Source organism: Arthrobacter sp. H-02-3, assembly GCF_003097355.1.
GTDB classification, from domain to species: domain Bacteria; phylum Actinomycetota; class Actinomycetes; order Actinomycetales; family Micrococcaceae; genus Arthrobacter; species Arthrobacter humicola.
This window is the reverse complement of sequence record NZ_PYUI01000019.1, coordinates 50258-64359: the sequence shown is the minus strand read 5'-3', so window position 1 is coordinate 64359 and position 14102 is coordinate 50258. Positions and strand designations below refer to the sequence as shown.

The following is a 14102-nucleotide window of genomic DNA, read 5'->3' as shown; positions in this document are numbered from 1 at the left end:
CCGGGCCTCAAAATCACGAGCTGAGCGGGTCACTCGGCTTCCAGCGCGGCCTGCACTTCGTCGCTGAGGTCGGCGTTGCTGTAAACGTTCTGGACGTCGTCGAGTTCCTCCAGGGCATCGACGAGCTTCATGAACTTCTTGGCGGCGTCGAGGTCCAGCGGCACCTGCATCGAGGGCACAAACTCGGCCTCGTCGGTGTCGTATTCGATTCCCGCTTCCTTGAGTGCGTCACGGATGGCCTGCAGGTCGGTGGGCTCGGAGTGGATCTCGAAGCTGTCGCCGTTGTCCTTGACTTCCTCGGCACCGGCGTCGAGGACCGCCATCAGGACGTCGTCCTCGCTCAGGCCGTTCTTCGGCAGCGAGACGACGCCCTTGCGGCTGAAGAGGTAGCTGACCGAACCGGGGTCGGCGATCGTGCCGCCGTTGCGGGAGATGGCGAGGCGGACCTCGGAGGCGGCGCGGTTCTTGTTGTCCGTGAGGCACTCGATCAGCAGTGCGGAACCCTGCGGGCCGCGGCACTCGTACATGATCTCGGTGTAGTCGACGACCTCGCCGGTGAGGCCGGCTCCGCGCTTGATGGCGCGGTCGATGTTGTCAGCAGGCACCGAGGTCTTCTTGGCCTTGGTGACAGCGAGTTCCAGGCTCGGGTTGCCGGCAAGGTCCGGGCCGCCCATGCGCGCGGCGACTTCGATGTTCTTGATCAGCTTGGCGAAGGACTTGGCCCGACGGCTATCGAGGATGGCCTTCTTGTGCTTGGTCGTCGCCCATTTGGAGTGGCCTGACATGCTTTACGCTTCTCCTCTGATCATTCGAATAAACAGTTCGTGCACGCGTTTTTCCCCTGTCACTTCCGGGTGGAAGGAGGTCGCCAGCAGCTGGCCGGAACGCACAGCAACAATTCTAGCCGTCCCGTCCAACGACTCGGGGTGGCCGGCTTTGGAGGGTTCCACCTGGGCCAGGACTTCGACGCCCTCGCCGACGCGCTCCACCCAGGGACCGCGGATGAAGACGGCGTGGACCGGAGCCACGGCACCGGCGTCGGCGCTGAACTCCAGCCCCTTGAAGTCGAGGTCCGTCTCGAAGGACTCCCGCTGCCGGCCGAAGGCGTTGCGGCGGACGGTGATGTCGAGCCCGCCGAAGGTCTGCTGCGGGTTCCCGGCGAGATCCGTCGCGGGGTCCGCGATCTCGTCCGCGAGCAGGATCATGCCGGCGCAGGAGCCGTAGACGGGCAGGCCGGCCCGGATGCGCTCGCGCAGCGGATCGCGGAGTCCGAAGATCCTGGAGAGCTTGTCGATCGTGGTCGACTCGCCGCCGGGGATGATGAGTCCGTCCAGGCCGTCAAGTTCGGCGGGGCGGCGGACCCCGACGCCCGAGGCGCCGGCGGCCTCAACGGCATGCAGGTGCTCCCGGAAATCGCCCTGAAGCGCCAGGACGCCGATCCGGAGCCCTGTTCCCGCGCGGGATTCAGGGGAAATAGAGGGGGTGGTCATCCCCACAGCATAATGTGCCGCGACTGCCGGGGACGCATGCAACGGGCCCCGGCGTCCGGGTTCCATGCCTCTGCTGGGATATATTACAGAGCATGCTTTACTTCAGCGTTCCGCTCGGCAAGCTCGTCCGCCGGGTCTCCCGGCTCAGGGGCGGAGGCTCGGCCCTTCCCGGGCTTGTGGTCGAAAAAATCGATCCCGGCTTCATGCAACGGACACTGTCCACGCTGCCCCTGGGGGTCGCCGTCGTCAGTGGCACGAACGGGAAGACGACCACCACGAAGATGGTGGTGGAACTGCTGGAGAGCCAGGGACTGAAGGTCTTCACGAACCGCACCGGCAGCAATTTCACCCGCGGCGTGGCCGCGGCGCTCCTGGGCGAGGTGGACTGGCGCGGCCGGCTGGATGCCGACGTCGCGGTCCTGGAACTGGACGAGGCGCACGCGGTGCACTTCGTGAACAAGGTCCCGCCGCGCTACAGCCTCCTGCTCAATGTCCTCCGGGACCAGCTGGACCGCTTCGGCGAGATCGACAAAACCGCCGAGCTCCTCCAGCACATCGCCGCCAAAACCACCGGCACCGTTGTCCTGAACCGGGAAGACCCCCGCGTCGCCCGGATCGCGGCGACCCTGGACGGGCCGGAGGTGCTCTACTTCGGGCTGGACGATTCCCTCCTGAGCACCTTCCCCAACGACGACGACATGCGTGCGGCCCCGGGGAGCCCGGTCCCGGCCGCCCCCGCCCGGCCGGCCGCCGACGTCGTGCTGCGCCGCGTGGGCGTCGATGACGCCGATTTCGAGTACGACGGCGGGACGGTCACCACGGCGATGAAGCTACGCGGCGTCTACAACATCTTCAACGCCGCCGCCGCGCTGACCCTGGCCCGGGCGATTTCAGGGGCCCGCGGCACGGGCACCGACCAGGCAGGACTGCTCACAGCGCTGTCCCAGGTGGCGCCGGCGTTCGGCCGCGGCGAGAGCCTTGTGGTCGATGGCCTGCCGCTGGAGCTGGTGCTGGTCAAGAACCCCAGCGGCTTCCGGCTCGGCCTGAAATCCTTCCCGGCCGCCGGGTACGCCACGATGATTGCCATCAACGACAACTACGCCGACGGCCGGGACATGTCCTGGCTGTGGGACGTCGAATTCGACACCCTCCGCGATGGCGGCGTGGACCAGCTCACGGGCTCCCGCGCCTACGACATGGCGCTGCGCCTGCAGTATGACGACGTCGCCATCGGCGCCGTCGACACGGAGATCGCGCCGGCGCTGGCCGCGTTCATCCGCGGCGCCCAGGGCAAGCCGAAACGGGTTTTCTGCACGTATACGGCCATGCTGGCCATCCGCCGCGAGCTGTCCAAAATCACCACAGTGGAGGTGGTCTCATGACCCCCCAGTCCCCGGAATCGCACGAGCTCTCCTTCGGGCACGAGCTCCCGCCCGAAGACGCCGCCGCCCCGGGCAAGGGAACCATCCGGGTCCTGCAGCTCTACCCGCGGGACATGAACATCTACGGCGACTGGGGCAACGCCCTGGTCCTGGCCCAGCGGCTGCGCTGGCACGGCTACACCCCGGAACTGCTCGAATACAACGTCGGCGACCCGTTCCCCGCGGACGTGGACCTCATTGTGGGCGGCGGCGGGCAGGACAGTGGACAGCTCGTCATCCAGGATGACCTTCTCTCCCGCGAGTCCACGCTGAAGCAACTGGCCGAGGACGGCACCCCGATGCTCGTGATCTGCGGGCTCTACCAGCTCTTCGGCAAGTTCTTCAAGACCCGGCTGGGCTCCGTCATCCCCGGCATCGGCATCCTGGACGTGGAGACCCACGGCACCGACGAACGCCTGATCGGCAACGTCACCGTCTCCTCCCCCGAGTTCGGCAACATCCTCGGCTACGAGAACCACAGCGGCCAGACCACCCTGGGACCGGGCGTGCAGCCGCTCGGAACCACGGCCAAAGGCACCGGCAACAACAGCACCGACGGCCAGGAAGGCGCCCGCTACCGCAACATCGTGGCGAGCTACCTGCACGGCTCGCTGCTCCCCAAGAACCCGGCCTTGGCCGACTTCCTGATCCGGACCGCCGTCGAACGCAAGTACGGCAGCTTCACGCCTGGCACACCGGACGACTCCTACGCGGTACTGGCGCGTGAACACGCCGCACGCCGGCCACGCTGATTCCTTCGCAGGCGACGGCATGCTGATTGAGCGGGACACCCCCGAGCGGGAGGACGTCCGGCAGCTTCTGGCCGGGCACCTGGCCGACATGTACGCGACCTCCCCGCCGGAGAGCGTCCACGCCCTCGATCCCGCCGCCTTGGCCGGACCGGGTGTCAGCTTCTGGACGGCGCGGGAGGGCTCATGGCTTCTTGGCTGCGCGGCACTGAAGGACCTGGCTACCGGCGACGGCGAGATCAAGTCGATGCGCACCGCGGAACCGGCGCGCGGGCAGGGCGTCGCCGCGGCGCTGCTCCGCCATCTCCTGGCGGAGGCCCGGAGCAGTGGGTACCGTCGGCTGTTCCTCGAGACGGGCAGCCACGCGTTTTTCGCCCCCGCGCGGCGGCTCTATAGGCGGCACGGCTTCGCGGAATGCCCGCCGTTCGCCGGCTACGAGCCCGATCCCCACAGCGTCTTCATGACCCTCGACCTCACCGCCGACGCCGAACAGCCGGCCGCCGCCGGGTAGCCCTCGGGCCGGTGCCGGTCTGGTTCGCGTAGCTGTCCACCGGCCCGGTCTGCTATCAACACTCCCGGACGAAAGCCAGGACGTCCCGGGGCACCCGTCTGCTGGATGCCGTCCGGACATGGCCCCACCGCTGATAGACGGTGAGGGTGCAGTCCGGGATCAGACGCGCGGTCTCCTCGATGACGGACCGAGGGAAGAACGCGTCCCGGCCGCCGCAGAGCAGCAGGACAGGCGGCCGGATCAGCGGCAGAAGGGACCGCGCGTCGAAGGCCAGCCCGGCCCGGGCCTCGGTCAGCACGTCCGCGGCGGGGCAGCCGGAACGGCCCATCACGCGCCTGCCGACGACGGGTCCTACCAGCGTCCGCAGCCAGTGCGTGCGCGGACCGCGGAAGAGGTACTCCGCCAGGGCAGTCCCCGCGCCGGCCGTATCGCCGCCGGTGACGGCCGCAGCAATCCGGTGGTCCACGTCCTTGCCCCACGTGCTGAGCTCGGCCCCCGTGACCACCAAGGCGATGTGCCGGAAGGACTCCGGGTGGAAGGCGGCCAGATGCTGCCCGATCATTCCGCCGAAGGATTCGGCCACCACCAGGTCCACCCGTCCACCGAAGTCCTCGGCAATCAGCCGCGCGTAGTCCTCAGCCATGTCGGCGACCGTGTGCGACGGCGGCATGTTGCGCCGGCGGGTGACGATCCAGACGGCGTAGCCGGCCTTGAGGTAGGCATCAAACTCCCGCCGGAACAGGGTTCCCAGCAGCCCCCGGGGCACGGAGCTCCCCGGCCCGCCCTGGACGAGCAGCAGGGACTTCGCGCCCCGCCCCCACGTCACGTATTCCATCCCGTTGCGGAACACCCCGTTCCGCGGTGATCTTTCGTCCCCGGTCAACCCTGCCATCACCATGCCGCCCTAAGGCGTTGCTCCCGGCTGCCGCAACAGTGCCGCGAACTCGGCCGGCCGGGTGGCGGGCCACCAGTGCCCGCCGTCCACCCTGGTGACTGTTACATCGTCCACCCACGCTTCGAGCCCCTCGACGAGGCCCGGCGCCAGGAACGGGTCCTTCAGCGGCACCACGACCTGCACCGGAACGGTCACCCGGACCGGGGCGGCCGGTTTCCGCGGGCCGCGGAAGTTGCTGCGGTACAGGGCCAGGCCCCGGACGGGATCATTGCCGACGTCCCGCTTGGCCGTCCTTTCGTAGCGCCGGGTCAAGAACAGCCGCCACGCGGCTTCCGGCAGGACCGGGACGAGGAACGCCCCGACATACCAGCTGCGCAGGAGCTGCCCTGCCAGCTCCGGCCAGGCCCGCGGGTTCCGGACGCGCCGCCGGATCCAGCGGGAGAAGTGCCCCAGGTCGGGGCCGGAAATGCTCGTGTAGCAGCTGATCCGGCCGGCCGCCCTGGGGTCCTGCACGGCTGCCCAGCCTTGGATCGACCCCCAGTCGTGCCCGACGAGATTGACCGCCTCGGCGCCCGACTCGGCCAGCACGGCGAAGACGTCGTCCACGAGCGCCGTCAGTGAATAGTCCCCGCCGGGGCCGTGAACGGCGGAGGCCCCGGCGTTGCGAGTGTCGTAGGCCACCACGTGATGCGTCGTTGCCAGCTCGCGGATGGCCGGGAGGAAGACCCGGTGGTCGTCCGGGTAGCCGTGAACCAGGAGCAGGGTGGGCACGTCCGGGCCCGGTTCCGGGCCAAACTCGAACACGGCCAGCTCAGCCGCGTCCGAGGCGACGGTACGCCGCCGTTCGTTGAGCATCTCCATGCCGCCCAAGCTTAGAGCTTCCGGGAAAGAATAAGCTCGTGAGCGCCCGCCGCCGCGGCGCCCATCGACTCCACCACTGCCGTGGTGCGCCGGCGCGTGGCGGCGTCCGCCGCCGCACCTGCGCAACGGCCCTGCGGCGCGTCGGCAGCCACCGAACACCAGCGGTAGGGTCCGCGGACTACCACCGTCGGCGCCCAGGCCAGGTCCGAGGCAGCCCAGGCCCCGGCCGCGTCCTGGCTGAACTGCACCCGGACCAACAGGCCCTCGTTGTTAACCACGAACGACGGCGAGAGTTCCGTGATGCCGTTACCGAGCCCGTACACAATCCACGTGCCTTTGTACTTCTCGATCGGCAGCACCGAATGGCTGTGGTGACCGTAGATCATGCTGAACTGTCCGCTGTCCACAAGCGTATGGGCGACCTCCTGCTGCTGGGCGTTCGGCTCACTGGAGTACTCATCGCCGGCGTGCATGACCCCCAGCACGATGTCCGCGCCCAATGCCCGGGCCCTGCGCGCCTTTGCTATCATTGCGGCCGGATCGAGCAGGTCGACCTGCCAGGACTGCTCGGCACGCAGCCCGTTGAGGCCGTACGTGGCATCGATGACGGCGATTTTGGCCGCTGGAGTCTGCAGGATCAGCACTCCCTGCGACTCCGCCTCGGTCCGGTATGAGCCCGTGTGCCGCAGCCCGGCGGCGTCGAGGGCGTCCAGGGTGCGGACGAGGCCAGCGGTGCCGCGGTCAACCGTGTGGTTGCTGGCCGTCGTGCACGCCTGATAGCCCACACCCCGCACGGCGTGGATAATCTGCGGCGGTACGTTGAAGGAGGGATACCCGGAGAATGGTCCGTCCGGGCCCGCCACCGGGGTCTCCAGATGGCAGATCGCCACGTCGCTCTGCTCGATGTAGCGCCGCTGGCCTTCCAGCAACGGCCCGAAGTCCAGCCCCGCCGCACCGGACGCGCGGGCGTCCTCTCGGGCCTGCTGCCAGAGCTGGGGGTGTACCAGCATGTCCCCGGTGACCAAGACGGAGGTGCAGCGGACGGCCGCACAGCCGGGACCCCTCCCCTGCGTCGGCGTCGGCGCCTGCGTAGGCGTGCCCGACGGCGGCCCGGCGCCCTCTGCCGCTTCCCCGGTACTGCCGGTAGCCGACGACGGACTTGGTTCGCCCGGTCCGGCGACGAGTCCGCAGGATGCCAACAACACCGCCAGGCCAACGGCTGAGACAACGGCTGAGGCAGCGGCAACGATCCGGCCGCGCAGACCGGCACTGAGGTTCCCCATGCCGGCCATCCTACGGTGGGCGGAATCACAACACACTGAAGGGATCGTTGAGAACCCGCGTCCTGCATGAAAGAGTCGCTTCATGACCAATCCCCTCCTAAGCCCCAGCACCCTGCCCTACGGCCTGCCGCCTTTCGCGCAGATCCAAGACGCGCACTACGCCGAGGCCGTTGAGGCCGGACTGGCCGAGCATCTCGCCGAGATCCAGGCCATCGTGTCCGAGCCGGCGGCCCCGTCGTTCGAGAACACCGCCTTGGCCATGGAACGTTCCGGCCGGCTCCTGGAACGGGCGGCCGCCCCGTTCTTCACGCTGGTCTCCGCGCACGCCTCGGATGCCATCCGCGATCTCGAGACCCGCCTGTCCCCGCTCTTCTCCGCCCACCAGGATGCGGTGTACCTCAACCGTGGGCTCTACGAACGCTTCGCGGCGCTGGACACGACCGCCCTGGATGCGGAGTCCGCCCGGCTCGTGGAAGAATACCTCAAGGAGTTCCGTGCCTCGGGCATCCAGCTCGACGACTCCGGCCAGGAGCGGCTCAAGGCCATCAACGCCGAGCTTGCCAGGCTCGGCACCGAGTTCGGGCAGCGTGTCAAGGAAGGCATGAAGTCTGCTGCCCTGCTGCTGGATGACGCCGCCGACCTCACCGGCCTGCCCGAGGACGACATCGCCAGCGCCGCCGAGGCCGCGCGGACCGCCGGGCACGAGGGCAAGTTCCTGCTGACGCTGATCCAGCCCAGCAACCAGCCCGCCATGGCCGCCCTTTCGAACCGGGATGTCCGCCGGCGGCTCTACGATGCCTCGATCGGCCGCGGCAGCGACGGCGGCAGCTTCGATGTGCTCGACCTGGTCAAGGACATGGTCCGACTCCGCGCCGAGAAGGCGAGCCTTCTGGGGTTCGCCAACTTCGCCGAGCTGACGGTCGACCGGCAGACGGCACCGGACTTTCAGGCCGTGCAGGACATGATGAGCCGGCTGGCCCCTGCCGCCGTCCGCAATGCCGACGCGGAGGCCGAGGCGCTGGCCGAGGCCGCCGGGCACCCGCTCGAGGCCTGGGACTGGGCGTACTACTCGGCCAAGGTCAAGCGCGAGAGGTACGCCGTGGACGAGCAGGCCCTGCGCCCGTACTTCGAACTGGACCGGGTCCTGAACGATGGCGTGTTCTTCGCGGCGAACGCCTTGTACGGTGTCACCTTCCACGAACGCGACGACCTCGCCGGCTATCACCCGGACGTGCGCGTCTGGGAGGTCAAGAATTCCGACGGCACGGACCTGGGCCTGTTCCTGGGCGACTACTACACGCGGGACACGAAGCGCGGAGGCGCGTGGATGAACTCCCTCGTGGAGCAGTCCGGACTGTTGAACACCCGCCCGGTGGTGATCAACAACCTCAATATCTCCAAGCCGCCGGCCGGCGAGCCCACCCTGCTGACGCTGGACGAGCTCCGCACCACGTTCCACGAGTTCGGCCATGCCCTCCACGGCCTGTTCTCCGCCGTCACCTATCCGCGGTTCTCCGGTACGAACGTGGCGCGGGACTTCGTGGAATACCCGTCGCAGGTCAACGAGATGTGGATCATGTGGCCCGAGGTCCTGGCCAACTATGCACGCCACCATGCGACCGGCGAGGCCCTGCCGCAGGAAACCGTGGACAAACTCAACGCCGCGCAGCTCTGGGGCGAGGGCTTCGGCACCACGGAATACCTCGGCGCGGCCCTGCTGGACCTGGCGTGGCATGTCCTGGACGGCTCCGACATCCCCGAGGATGCCGTGGAATTCGAAGCCAAGGCCCTCGCCGCGGCGGGTATCGCGCACAGCCTGATCCCGCCGCGCTACCGGACAGGCTACTTCCAGCACATTTTCGCCGGCGGCTGGTATGCCGCCGGCTACTACTCCTACATCTGGAGCGAAGTCCTGGACGCCGACACCGTGGAATGGTTCAAGGAACATGGCGGCCTCAGCCGCGACAACGGCAACTTCTTCCGGGCGGAGCTTCTCTCCCGCGGCAACAGCCGGGACCCGCTGGAGTCATTCCGTGCTTTCCGCGGCCGGGACGCGGACCTCGAACCGCTGCTGAAGCGCCGCGGCCTCGACTGACCCTTCATCGGTTGCTCCACAGGCGCCCTTTTGGAGGCTCTAAAGGGCGTTTGCGGAGCAACCGACGGGGAAACGACGCCGGCCCGCCACCTGGAAAGGTGACGGGCCGGCGTCGTCGTTAGCAGCTGGCGACTATCGCGCCAGACTCTCTTGGCTTAATAAGAGAGACTGCAGAGGCTCCATTGACGAGGCGCCTCGGCGCCGAGTCTGTGGAGAAGCAGTCGAATGGCAGAGGCTCCATTGACGAGGCGCCTTGGCGCCGAGTCTGTGGAGAAGCAGTCGAACGGCAGAGGATCAGCGCCGTCCGGCGCCCCCAAAGGCGCGAACTACCAGCCGCGCTCTGCGAGGCGGTGGGGCTGCGGGATCTCGTCGACGTTGATGCCGACCATGGCCTCGCCCAGGCCGCGGGAGGCCTTGGCGATCTCGTCCGGGTCGTCGTAGAAGGTGGTGGCCTTCACGACGGCGGCGGCACGCTGGGCCGGGTTGCCGGACTTGAAGATGCCGGAGCCGACGAATACGCCGTCGGCGCCGAGCTGCATCATCATCGCGGCGTCGGCCGGGGTGGCGATGCCGCCGGCGGTGAACAGCACCACCGGGAGCTTGCCGGTCGCGGCGACTTCCTTGACCAGTTCGTACGGGGCCTGCAGTTCCTTGGCCGCGACGTAGAGCTCGTCCTCGGGCAGCGAGGCGAGCTTGAGGATCTCGGCGCGGATCTGGCGCATGTGCGTGGTGGCGTTGGAGACATCCCCGGTGCCGGCCTCACCCTTGGAGCGGATCATCGCCGCACCCTCGTTAATGCGGCGCAGCGCCTCACCGAGGTTGGTCGCACCGCACACGAAGGGAACCGTGAACTTCCACTTGTCGATGTGGTTGGTGTAGTCGGCCGGGGTCAGGACCTCGGACTCGTCGATGTAGTCCACGCCCAGGGACTGCAGGACCTGCGCCTCGACGAAGTGCCCGATCCGGGCCTTGGCCATGACCGGCACGGATACGGCCGCGATGATCTTGTCGATCATGTCCGGGTCGGACATGCGGGACACGCCGCCCTGGGCACGGATATCGGCCGGAACACGTTCCAGCGCCATCACGGCCACGGCACCGGCGTCTTCGGCGATGCGGGCCTGCTCGGCGTTGACGACGTCCATGATGACGCCGCCCTTGAGCATCTCCGCCATGCCGCGCTTGACGCGGCTGCTGCCCGTGACGTTCTTCGCGGACGCGCCGGCTTCGCTGCTTACATCAGGTGTAGACACAAAAACCCCTATGGGTAGATAGATGACCTCGCCGGGGCGCGGACGGCACGTTCATGACGTGCCTCGCACACACCGGATTACCGGATCCATTGGCCGGTAAAGCTAATACTAGCCCCCGGCCGGGGCGCGGCAGAATTCTGGTTACAGCAGCCCAAATGCGCCCGGGACCGGGGATTCCGCGGGTCTGCCGGGACGCCGCATGGCAGGCTCAGGCGGCGCGTTCGGAGGCGGTGCCGTCCGGTTCCTCCAGCGACTGGCGGTGGACGGTCATGATGCGCTGGACCACGGTGACCAGGCTCGCCGTCGCGAGGAGGCACAGGGTCACGAAAAGCACCACGGTGGGTAAGCCCAGTCCGGTGAGTCCCGTGACCACCAGCACGGACACTAGCCGCTCGGCGCGCTCGGCAATGCCGACATTGGCGTGAAAACCCAGGGCTTCGGCCTTGGCCCGGGCGTAGGAGACCACCATGCCCAGCACGAGGCAGACGACGGCGGCAATGGCGATCGGCGGATTGGCGCCTCCCGTGAAGAACCAGACGGCGACGCCGGCGAACAGGGCGCCGTCGGCCACACGGTCCAGGGTGGAGTCCAGGAAGTTGCCCCACCGGCCGCCGCGGTGCTGCATCCGTGCCATGATGCCGTCGATGACGTCGGAGAAAATGAAGGCCGTGATGAACAGGGTTCCCCAGAAGAGCTGCCCGAGCGGGTAGAACACGAGCGCGCCGACCACCACACCCAGCGTGCCCACCACGGTCACGGCGTCCGGGGAGACGCCGATCTTCAGCAGCCAGCGGGCCACCGGAGAAAACAGCGCGGTGAAGAACCCGCGCGCGTGCCTGTTAAGCATCCTGCTCCCCGGCTGCCTCTTGCTCCGCGGGCATTTCCTGCGGCCAGGCGTCGGCCACCTGCTGGCGAACCTCGCCGAGCGTCTGCGTGATCGCCTTGGTCTGGGCAATGATGGGGAAGAAATTCCCGTCCCCGCCCCAGCGCGGCACCACATGCTGGTGCAGGTGGCCGGCGATACCCGCCCCGCCGGTGACGCCCTGGTTCATGCCCAGATTGAAGCCGGTGGGGTTGGCGACCTTACGCAACACCCGCATGGCCGTCTGGGTCAACTCGGCGAATTCCGCCGTTTCCTCGACCGTGAGATCGGTGTAATCGGGGATGTGCCGGTACGGGCATATCAGCAGGTGACCCGGGTTGTACGGGAAGAGGTTCAGCACCACGTAGCTGGTCCGTCCCCGGTACACGATCAGGGAGTCCTCGTCCTCCCGCTCGGGCGCGACACAGAACGGGCAGTCGTCCACGTTCTTGAACTGGTGCTGGCCCCCCTTGATGTACGCCATCCGGTGCGGGGTCCACAGACGCTGGAAAGCGTCCGGGACCCCGGCCAGGCCGAAGTCGTCCGTCACGGCGTGGTCGCCCGGATACTCCGGCCCGGCCCCTGTGGATTCCTGCACGCGCTGCCCTTCCGTCTGCCTAGCTGGTCCGGTTGCGGACAGCGTCGACGATCCGCTGGACGGCTTCGGCGACGGGCACGCCGTTGTCCTGGCTGCCGTCACGGAAGCGGAAGGACACCGCTCCCGCCTCGGCGTCGTCTCCGCCGGCGATCAGCACGAACGGGATCTTGTCCTTGCTGGCCGTGCGGATCTTCTTCGGGAAGCGGTCCGAGGAAATGTCCACCTCGGCGCGGATGCCGGCTGCCTTGAGCTGGCCGACGACGTCGAACATGTAGTCGTTGAAGGCCTCCGCCACCGGGATGCCCACCACCTGCACGGGAGCCAGCCAGGCCGGGAAGGCTCCGGCGTAGTGCTCGGTCAGCACGCCCATGAAGCGCTCCACCGAGCCGAACAGGGCGCGGTGGATCATCACGGGCCGCTGGCGGGTGCCGTCGGCGGCCTGGAACTCGAGCTCGAAGCGTTCGGGCAGGTTGAAGTCCAGCTGGATGGTGGACATCTGCCAGGTGCGGCCGAGCGCGTCCTTGGCCTGGACCGAGATCTTGGGGCCGTAGAACGCGGCTCCGCCCGGATCCGGGACCAGCTCCAGGCCGGAGGCTTCGGCCACCTCGGCGAGGGTGCGGGTGGCTTCCTCCCACGTGGCGTCGTCGCCGACAAACTTGTCCGGGTTCTTGGTGGAGAGTTCGAGGTAGAAGTCATCCAGGCCGTAGTCCTTGAGCAGCCCGAGGACGAAGTTCAGCGTGGTGGTGAGCTCGTCCTTCATCTGCTCGCGGGTGCAGTAGATGTGGGCGTCGTCCTGGGTCATGCCCCGAACGCGGGTCAGTCCGTGGACCACGCCGGACTTCTCGTAACGGTAGACCGAGCCGAACTCGAAGAGCCGCAGCGGCAGTTCGCGGTACGAGCGCCCCCGGGACCGGAAGATCAGGTTGTGCATCGGGCAGTTCATCGGCTTGAGGTAGTAGTCCTGGCCCGGCTTGCGGACCGTGCCGTCCTCGTTCAGTTCCGCGTCGATGTGCATGGCCGGGAACATGCCTTCGCGGTACCAGTCCAGGTGGCCGGAGACCTCGTACAGGTGGCCCTTGGTGATGTGGGGGGTGTAGACGAACTCGTAGCCGGCGTCGACGTGGCGCTGCCGGGAGTAGTCCTCCATGGCCTTGCGGATGATGCCGCCCTTGGGGTGGAAGACCGGCAGGCCGGAGCCGAGCTCGTCCGGGAAGGAGAACAGGTCCAGTTCCGCGCCGAGTTTGCGGTGGTCGCGGCGCTCGGCCTCGGCGATGCGCTCCTGGTAGGCCTTGAGCGCATCCTTGGTGGGCCAGGCGGTGCCGTAGATGCGCTGCAGCTGCTGGTTGTTCTGGTTGCCCAGCCAGTAGGCGGCCGAGGACCGGGTCAGGGCGAAGGCGTTGGAGATCAGCTTGGTGTTCGGCAGGTGCGGGCCGCGGCACAGATCGCACCAGATGCTGTCGCCGCTCTTGCGGTCGACGTTGTCGTAGATGGTGAGGTCGCCGGCGCCCACCTCGACGTTGACGCCCTCGCCGGCGTCGGCGGCGTCGTTCTTCTTGCCCAGGAGCTCAAGCTTGTAGGGCTCGTCCTTCATCGCCTCGCGGGCCTCGTCCTCGGTGACGACGCGGCGCACGAACTTCTGGTTCTGGTTGATGATCTTCTGCATCATCTTTTCCAGGGCCTTCAGGTCCTCCGGGGTGAACGGTTCCGCGACGTCGAAGTCGAAGTAGAAGCCGTCGGTGATGTAGGGGCCGATGCCGAGCTTCGCGTCGGGGCGCAGCTGCTGCACGGCCTGGGCCATGACGTGGGCCGTAGAGTGGCGCAGGACGTTGAGCCCGTCCGGGGAATCAATGGTGATGGCCTCGACCGTGGCGTGCTCGGGAAGGGGCTGGTCCAGGTCCTTCAACTCGCCGTTGACGCGGGCCACAACAACATCGCGGCGCTCAAAGAAGAGTTCCGCGCCGGTGGTCCCGGTAGTCACCTTGGTCTCTTCGCCGTCGACGAGAAGGGTGATCTGCTGGGCATCTGACACGGGTGTCTCCTATTCAAAGTTAAGGCTTCGTAGCTTGTGGCGTACGGGGACCACA

The 14102-nt window shown here is 67.9% G+C and carries 13 protein-coding genes; 4 read left to right on the top strand and 9 right to left on the bottom strand.

The window, feature by feature from the left end:
• Positions 1 to 29: 29 nt before the first annotated feature.
• Positions 30 to 785 (bottom strand): YebC/PmpR family DNA-binding transcriptional regulator, encoded by a 756-nt coding sequence (locus C9424_RS16515; RefSeq protein ID WP_091252341.1) that lies wholly within the window; start codon positions 783 to 785, stop codon positions 30 to 32.
• 3 nt (positions 786 to 788) lie between these two features.
• Positions 789 to 1490 (bottom strand): pyridoxal 5'-phosphate synthase glutaminase subunit PdxT, encoded by a 702-nt coding sequence (gene pdxT, locus C9424_RS16510; protein WP_116767979.1) that lies wholly within the window; start codon positions 1488 to 1490, stop codon positions 789 to 791.
• 92 nt (positions 1491 to 1582) lie between these two features.
• Between pdxT and C9424_RS16505 the strand changes: the two genes are divergently transcribed.
• The 3 genes from C9424_RS16505 to C9424_RS16495 are packed head-to-tail and all read left to right on the top strand — an operon-like array spanning position 1583 to position 4171.
• Positions 1583 to 2872: a Mur ligase family protein gene (locus tag C9424_RS16505; RefSeq protein ID WP_116767978.1), complete on the top strand. Its 1290-nt coding sequence runs from the start codon at positions 1583 to 1585 to the stop codon at positions 2870 to 2872.
• A complete protein-coding gene (locus C9424_RS16500) occupies positions 2869 to 3663 on the top strand; it encodes a type 1 glutamine amidotransferase (RefSeq protein WP_272914157.1) in 795 nt (264 codons plus the stop codon). Before C9424_RS16505 ends, C9424_RS16500 begins: the two co-directional genes overlap by 4 nt.
• A gap of 19 nt (positions 3664 to 3682) precedes the next feature.
• Complete coding sequence (locus C9424_RS16495; RefSeq protein ID WP_116768005.1) at positions 3683 to 4171, top strand: GNAT family N-acetyltransferase; 489 nt, start codon at positions 3683 to 3685, stop codon at positions 4169 to 4171.
• 55 nt (positions 4172 to 4226) lie between these two features.
• On the opposite strand, the gene C9424_RS16490 is transcribed toward C9424_RS16495, so the two are convergent.
• From C9424_RS16490 to C9424_RS16480, 3 genes are read right to left on the bottom strand one after another with little or no spacing between them, the layout of a single operon-like run.
• Positions 4227 to 5063 carry an alpha/beta fold hydrolase gene (locus C9424_RS16490; protein ID WP_161958239.1) on the bottom strand — a complete coding sequence of 279 codons (837 nt, stop codon included), beginning with the start codon at positions 5061 to 5063 and terminating at the stop codon, positions 4227 to 4229.
• Positions 5064 to 5075: 12 nt separating this feature from the next.
• A complete protein-coding gene (locus C9424_RS16485) occupies positions 5076 to 5927 on the bottom strand; it encodes an alpha/beta fold hydrolase (RefSeq protein ID WP_237563509.1) in 852 nt (283 codons plus the stop codon).
• 11 nt (positions 5928 to 5938) lie between these two features.
• Complete coding sequence (locus C9424_RS16480) at positions 5939 to 7210, bottom strand: CapA family protein (RefSeq protein WP_116767976.1); 1272 nt, start codon at positions 7208 to 7210, stop codon at positions 5939 to 5941.
• 82 nt (positions 7211 to 7292) lie between these two features.
• Between C9424_RS16480 and C9424_RS16475 the strand changes: the two genes are divergently transcribed.
• A complete protein-coding gene (locus C9424_RS16475) occupies positions 7293 to 9305 on the top strand; it encodes a M3 family metallopeptidase (protein ID WP_116767975.1) in 2013 nt (670 codons plus the stop codon).
• A 326-nt stretch (positions 9306 to 9631) separates the two neighbouring features.
• Here the strand turns inward: C9424_RS16475 and pdxS are convergent, their stop codons facing one another.
• The 4 genes from pdxS to thrS all read right to left on the bottom strand — a co-directional run bounded on the left by pdxS (position 9632) and on the right by thrS (position 14047).
• Positions 9632 to 10558, bottom strand: coding sequence for a pyridoxal 5'-phosphate synthase lyase subunit PdxS (pdxS, locus tag C9424_RS16470; RefSeq protein WP_116767974.1), 927 nt, complete (start codon positions 10556 to 10558; stop codon positions 9632 to 9634).
• A 208-nt stretch (positions 10559 to 10766) separates the two neighbouring features.
• Complete coding sequence (pgsA, locus tag C9424_RS16465) at positions 10767 to 11405, bottom strand: phosphatidylinositol phosphate synthase (RefSeq protein ID WP_116767973.1); 639 nt, start codon at positions 11403 to 11405, stop codon at positions 10767 to 10769.
• Positions 11398 to 12018: an HIT family protein gene (locus C9424_RS16460; RefSeq protein ID WP_091252325.1), complete on the bottom strand. Its 621-nt coding sequence runs from the start codon at positions 12016 to 12018 to the stop codon at positions 11398 to 11400. The genes pgsA and C9424_RS16460 overlap by 8 nt, the downstream gene beginning before the upstream one ends.
• 19 nt (positions 12019 to 12037) lie before the next feature.
• Positions 12038 to 14047, bottom strand: coding sequence for a threonine--tRNA ligase (thrS, locus tag C9424_RS16455; RefSeq protein ID WP_116767972.1), 2010 nt, complete (start codon positions 14045 to 14047; stop codon positions 12038 to 12040).
• Positions 14048 to 14102 lie beyond the last annotated feature (55 nt).

Bases quoted from the DNA above. Each gene is read 5' to 3' on its own strand.
- C9424_RS16485 (WP_237563509.1), bottom strand. From the start codon at position 5,927: ATGGAGATGCTCAACGAACGGCGGCGTACCGTCGCCTCGGACGCGGCT.
- pdxT (WP_116767979.1), bottom strand. From the start codon at position 1,490: ATGACCACCCCCTCTATTTCCCCTGAATCCCGCGCGGGAACAGGGCTC.
- pgsA (WP_116767973.1), bottom strand. From the start codon at position 11,405: ATGCTTAACAGGCACGCGCGCGGGTTCTTCACCGCGCTGTTTTCTCCG.
- C9424_RS16500 (WP_272914157.1), top strand. From the start codon at position 2,869: ATGACCCCCCAGTCCCCGGAATCGCACGAGCTCTCCTTCGGGCACGAG.
- C9424_RS16475 (WP_116767975.1), top strand. From the start codon at position 7,293: ATGACCAATCCCCTCCTAAGCCCCAGCACCCTGCCCTACGGCCTGCCG.
- C9424_RS16480 (WP_116767976.1), bottom strand. From the start codon at position 7,210: ATGGGGAACCTCAGTGCCGGTCTGCGCGGCCGGATCGTTGCCGCTGCC.
- C9424_RS16495 (WP_116768005.1), top strand. From the start codon at position 3,683: ATGCTGATTGAGCGGGACACCCCCGAGCGGGAGGACGTCCGGCAGCTT.
- C9424_RS16505 (WP_116767978.1), top strand. From the start codon at position 1,583: ATGCTTTACTTCAGCGTTCCGCTCGGCAAGCTCGTCCGCCGGGTCTCC.
- C9424_RS16515 (WP_091252341.1), bottom strand. From the start codon at position 785: ATGTCAGGCCACTCCAAATGGGCGACGACCAAGCACAAGAAGGCCATC.
- C9424_RS16490 (WP_161958239.1), bottom strand. From the start codon at position 5,063: ATGGCAGGGTTGACCGGGGACGAAAGATCACCGCGGAACGGGGTGTTC.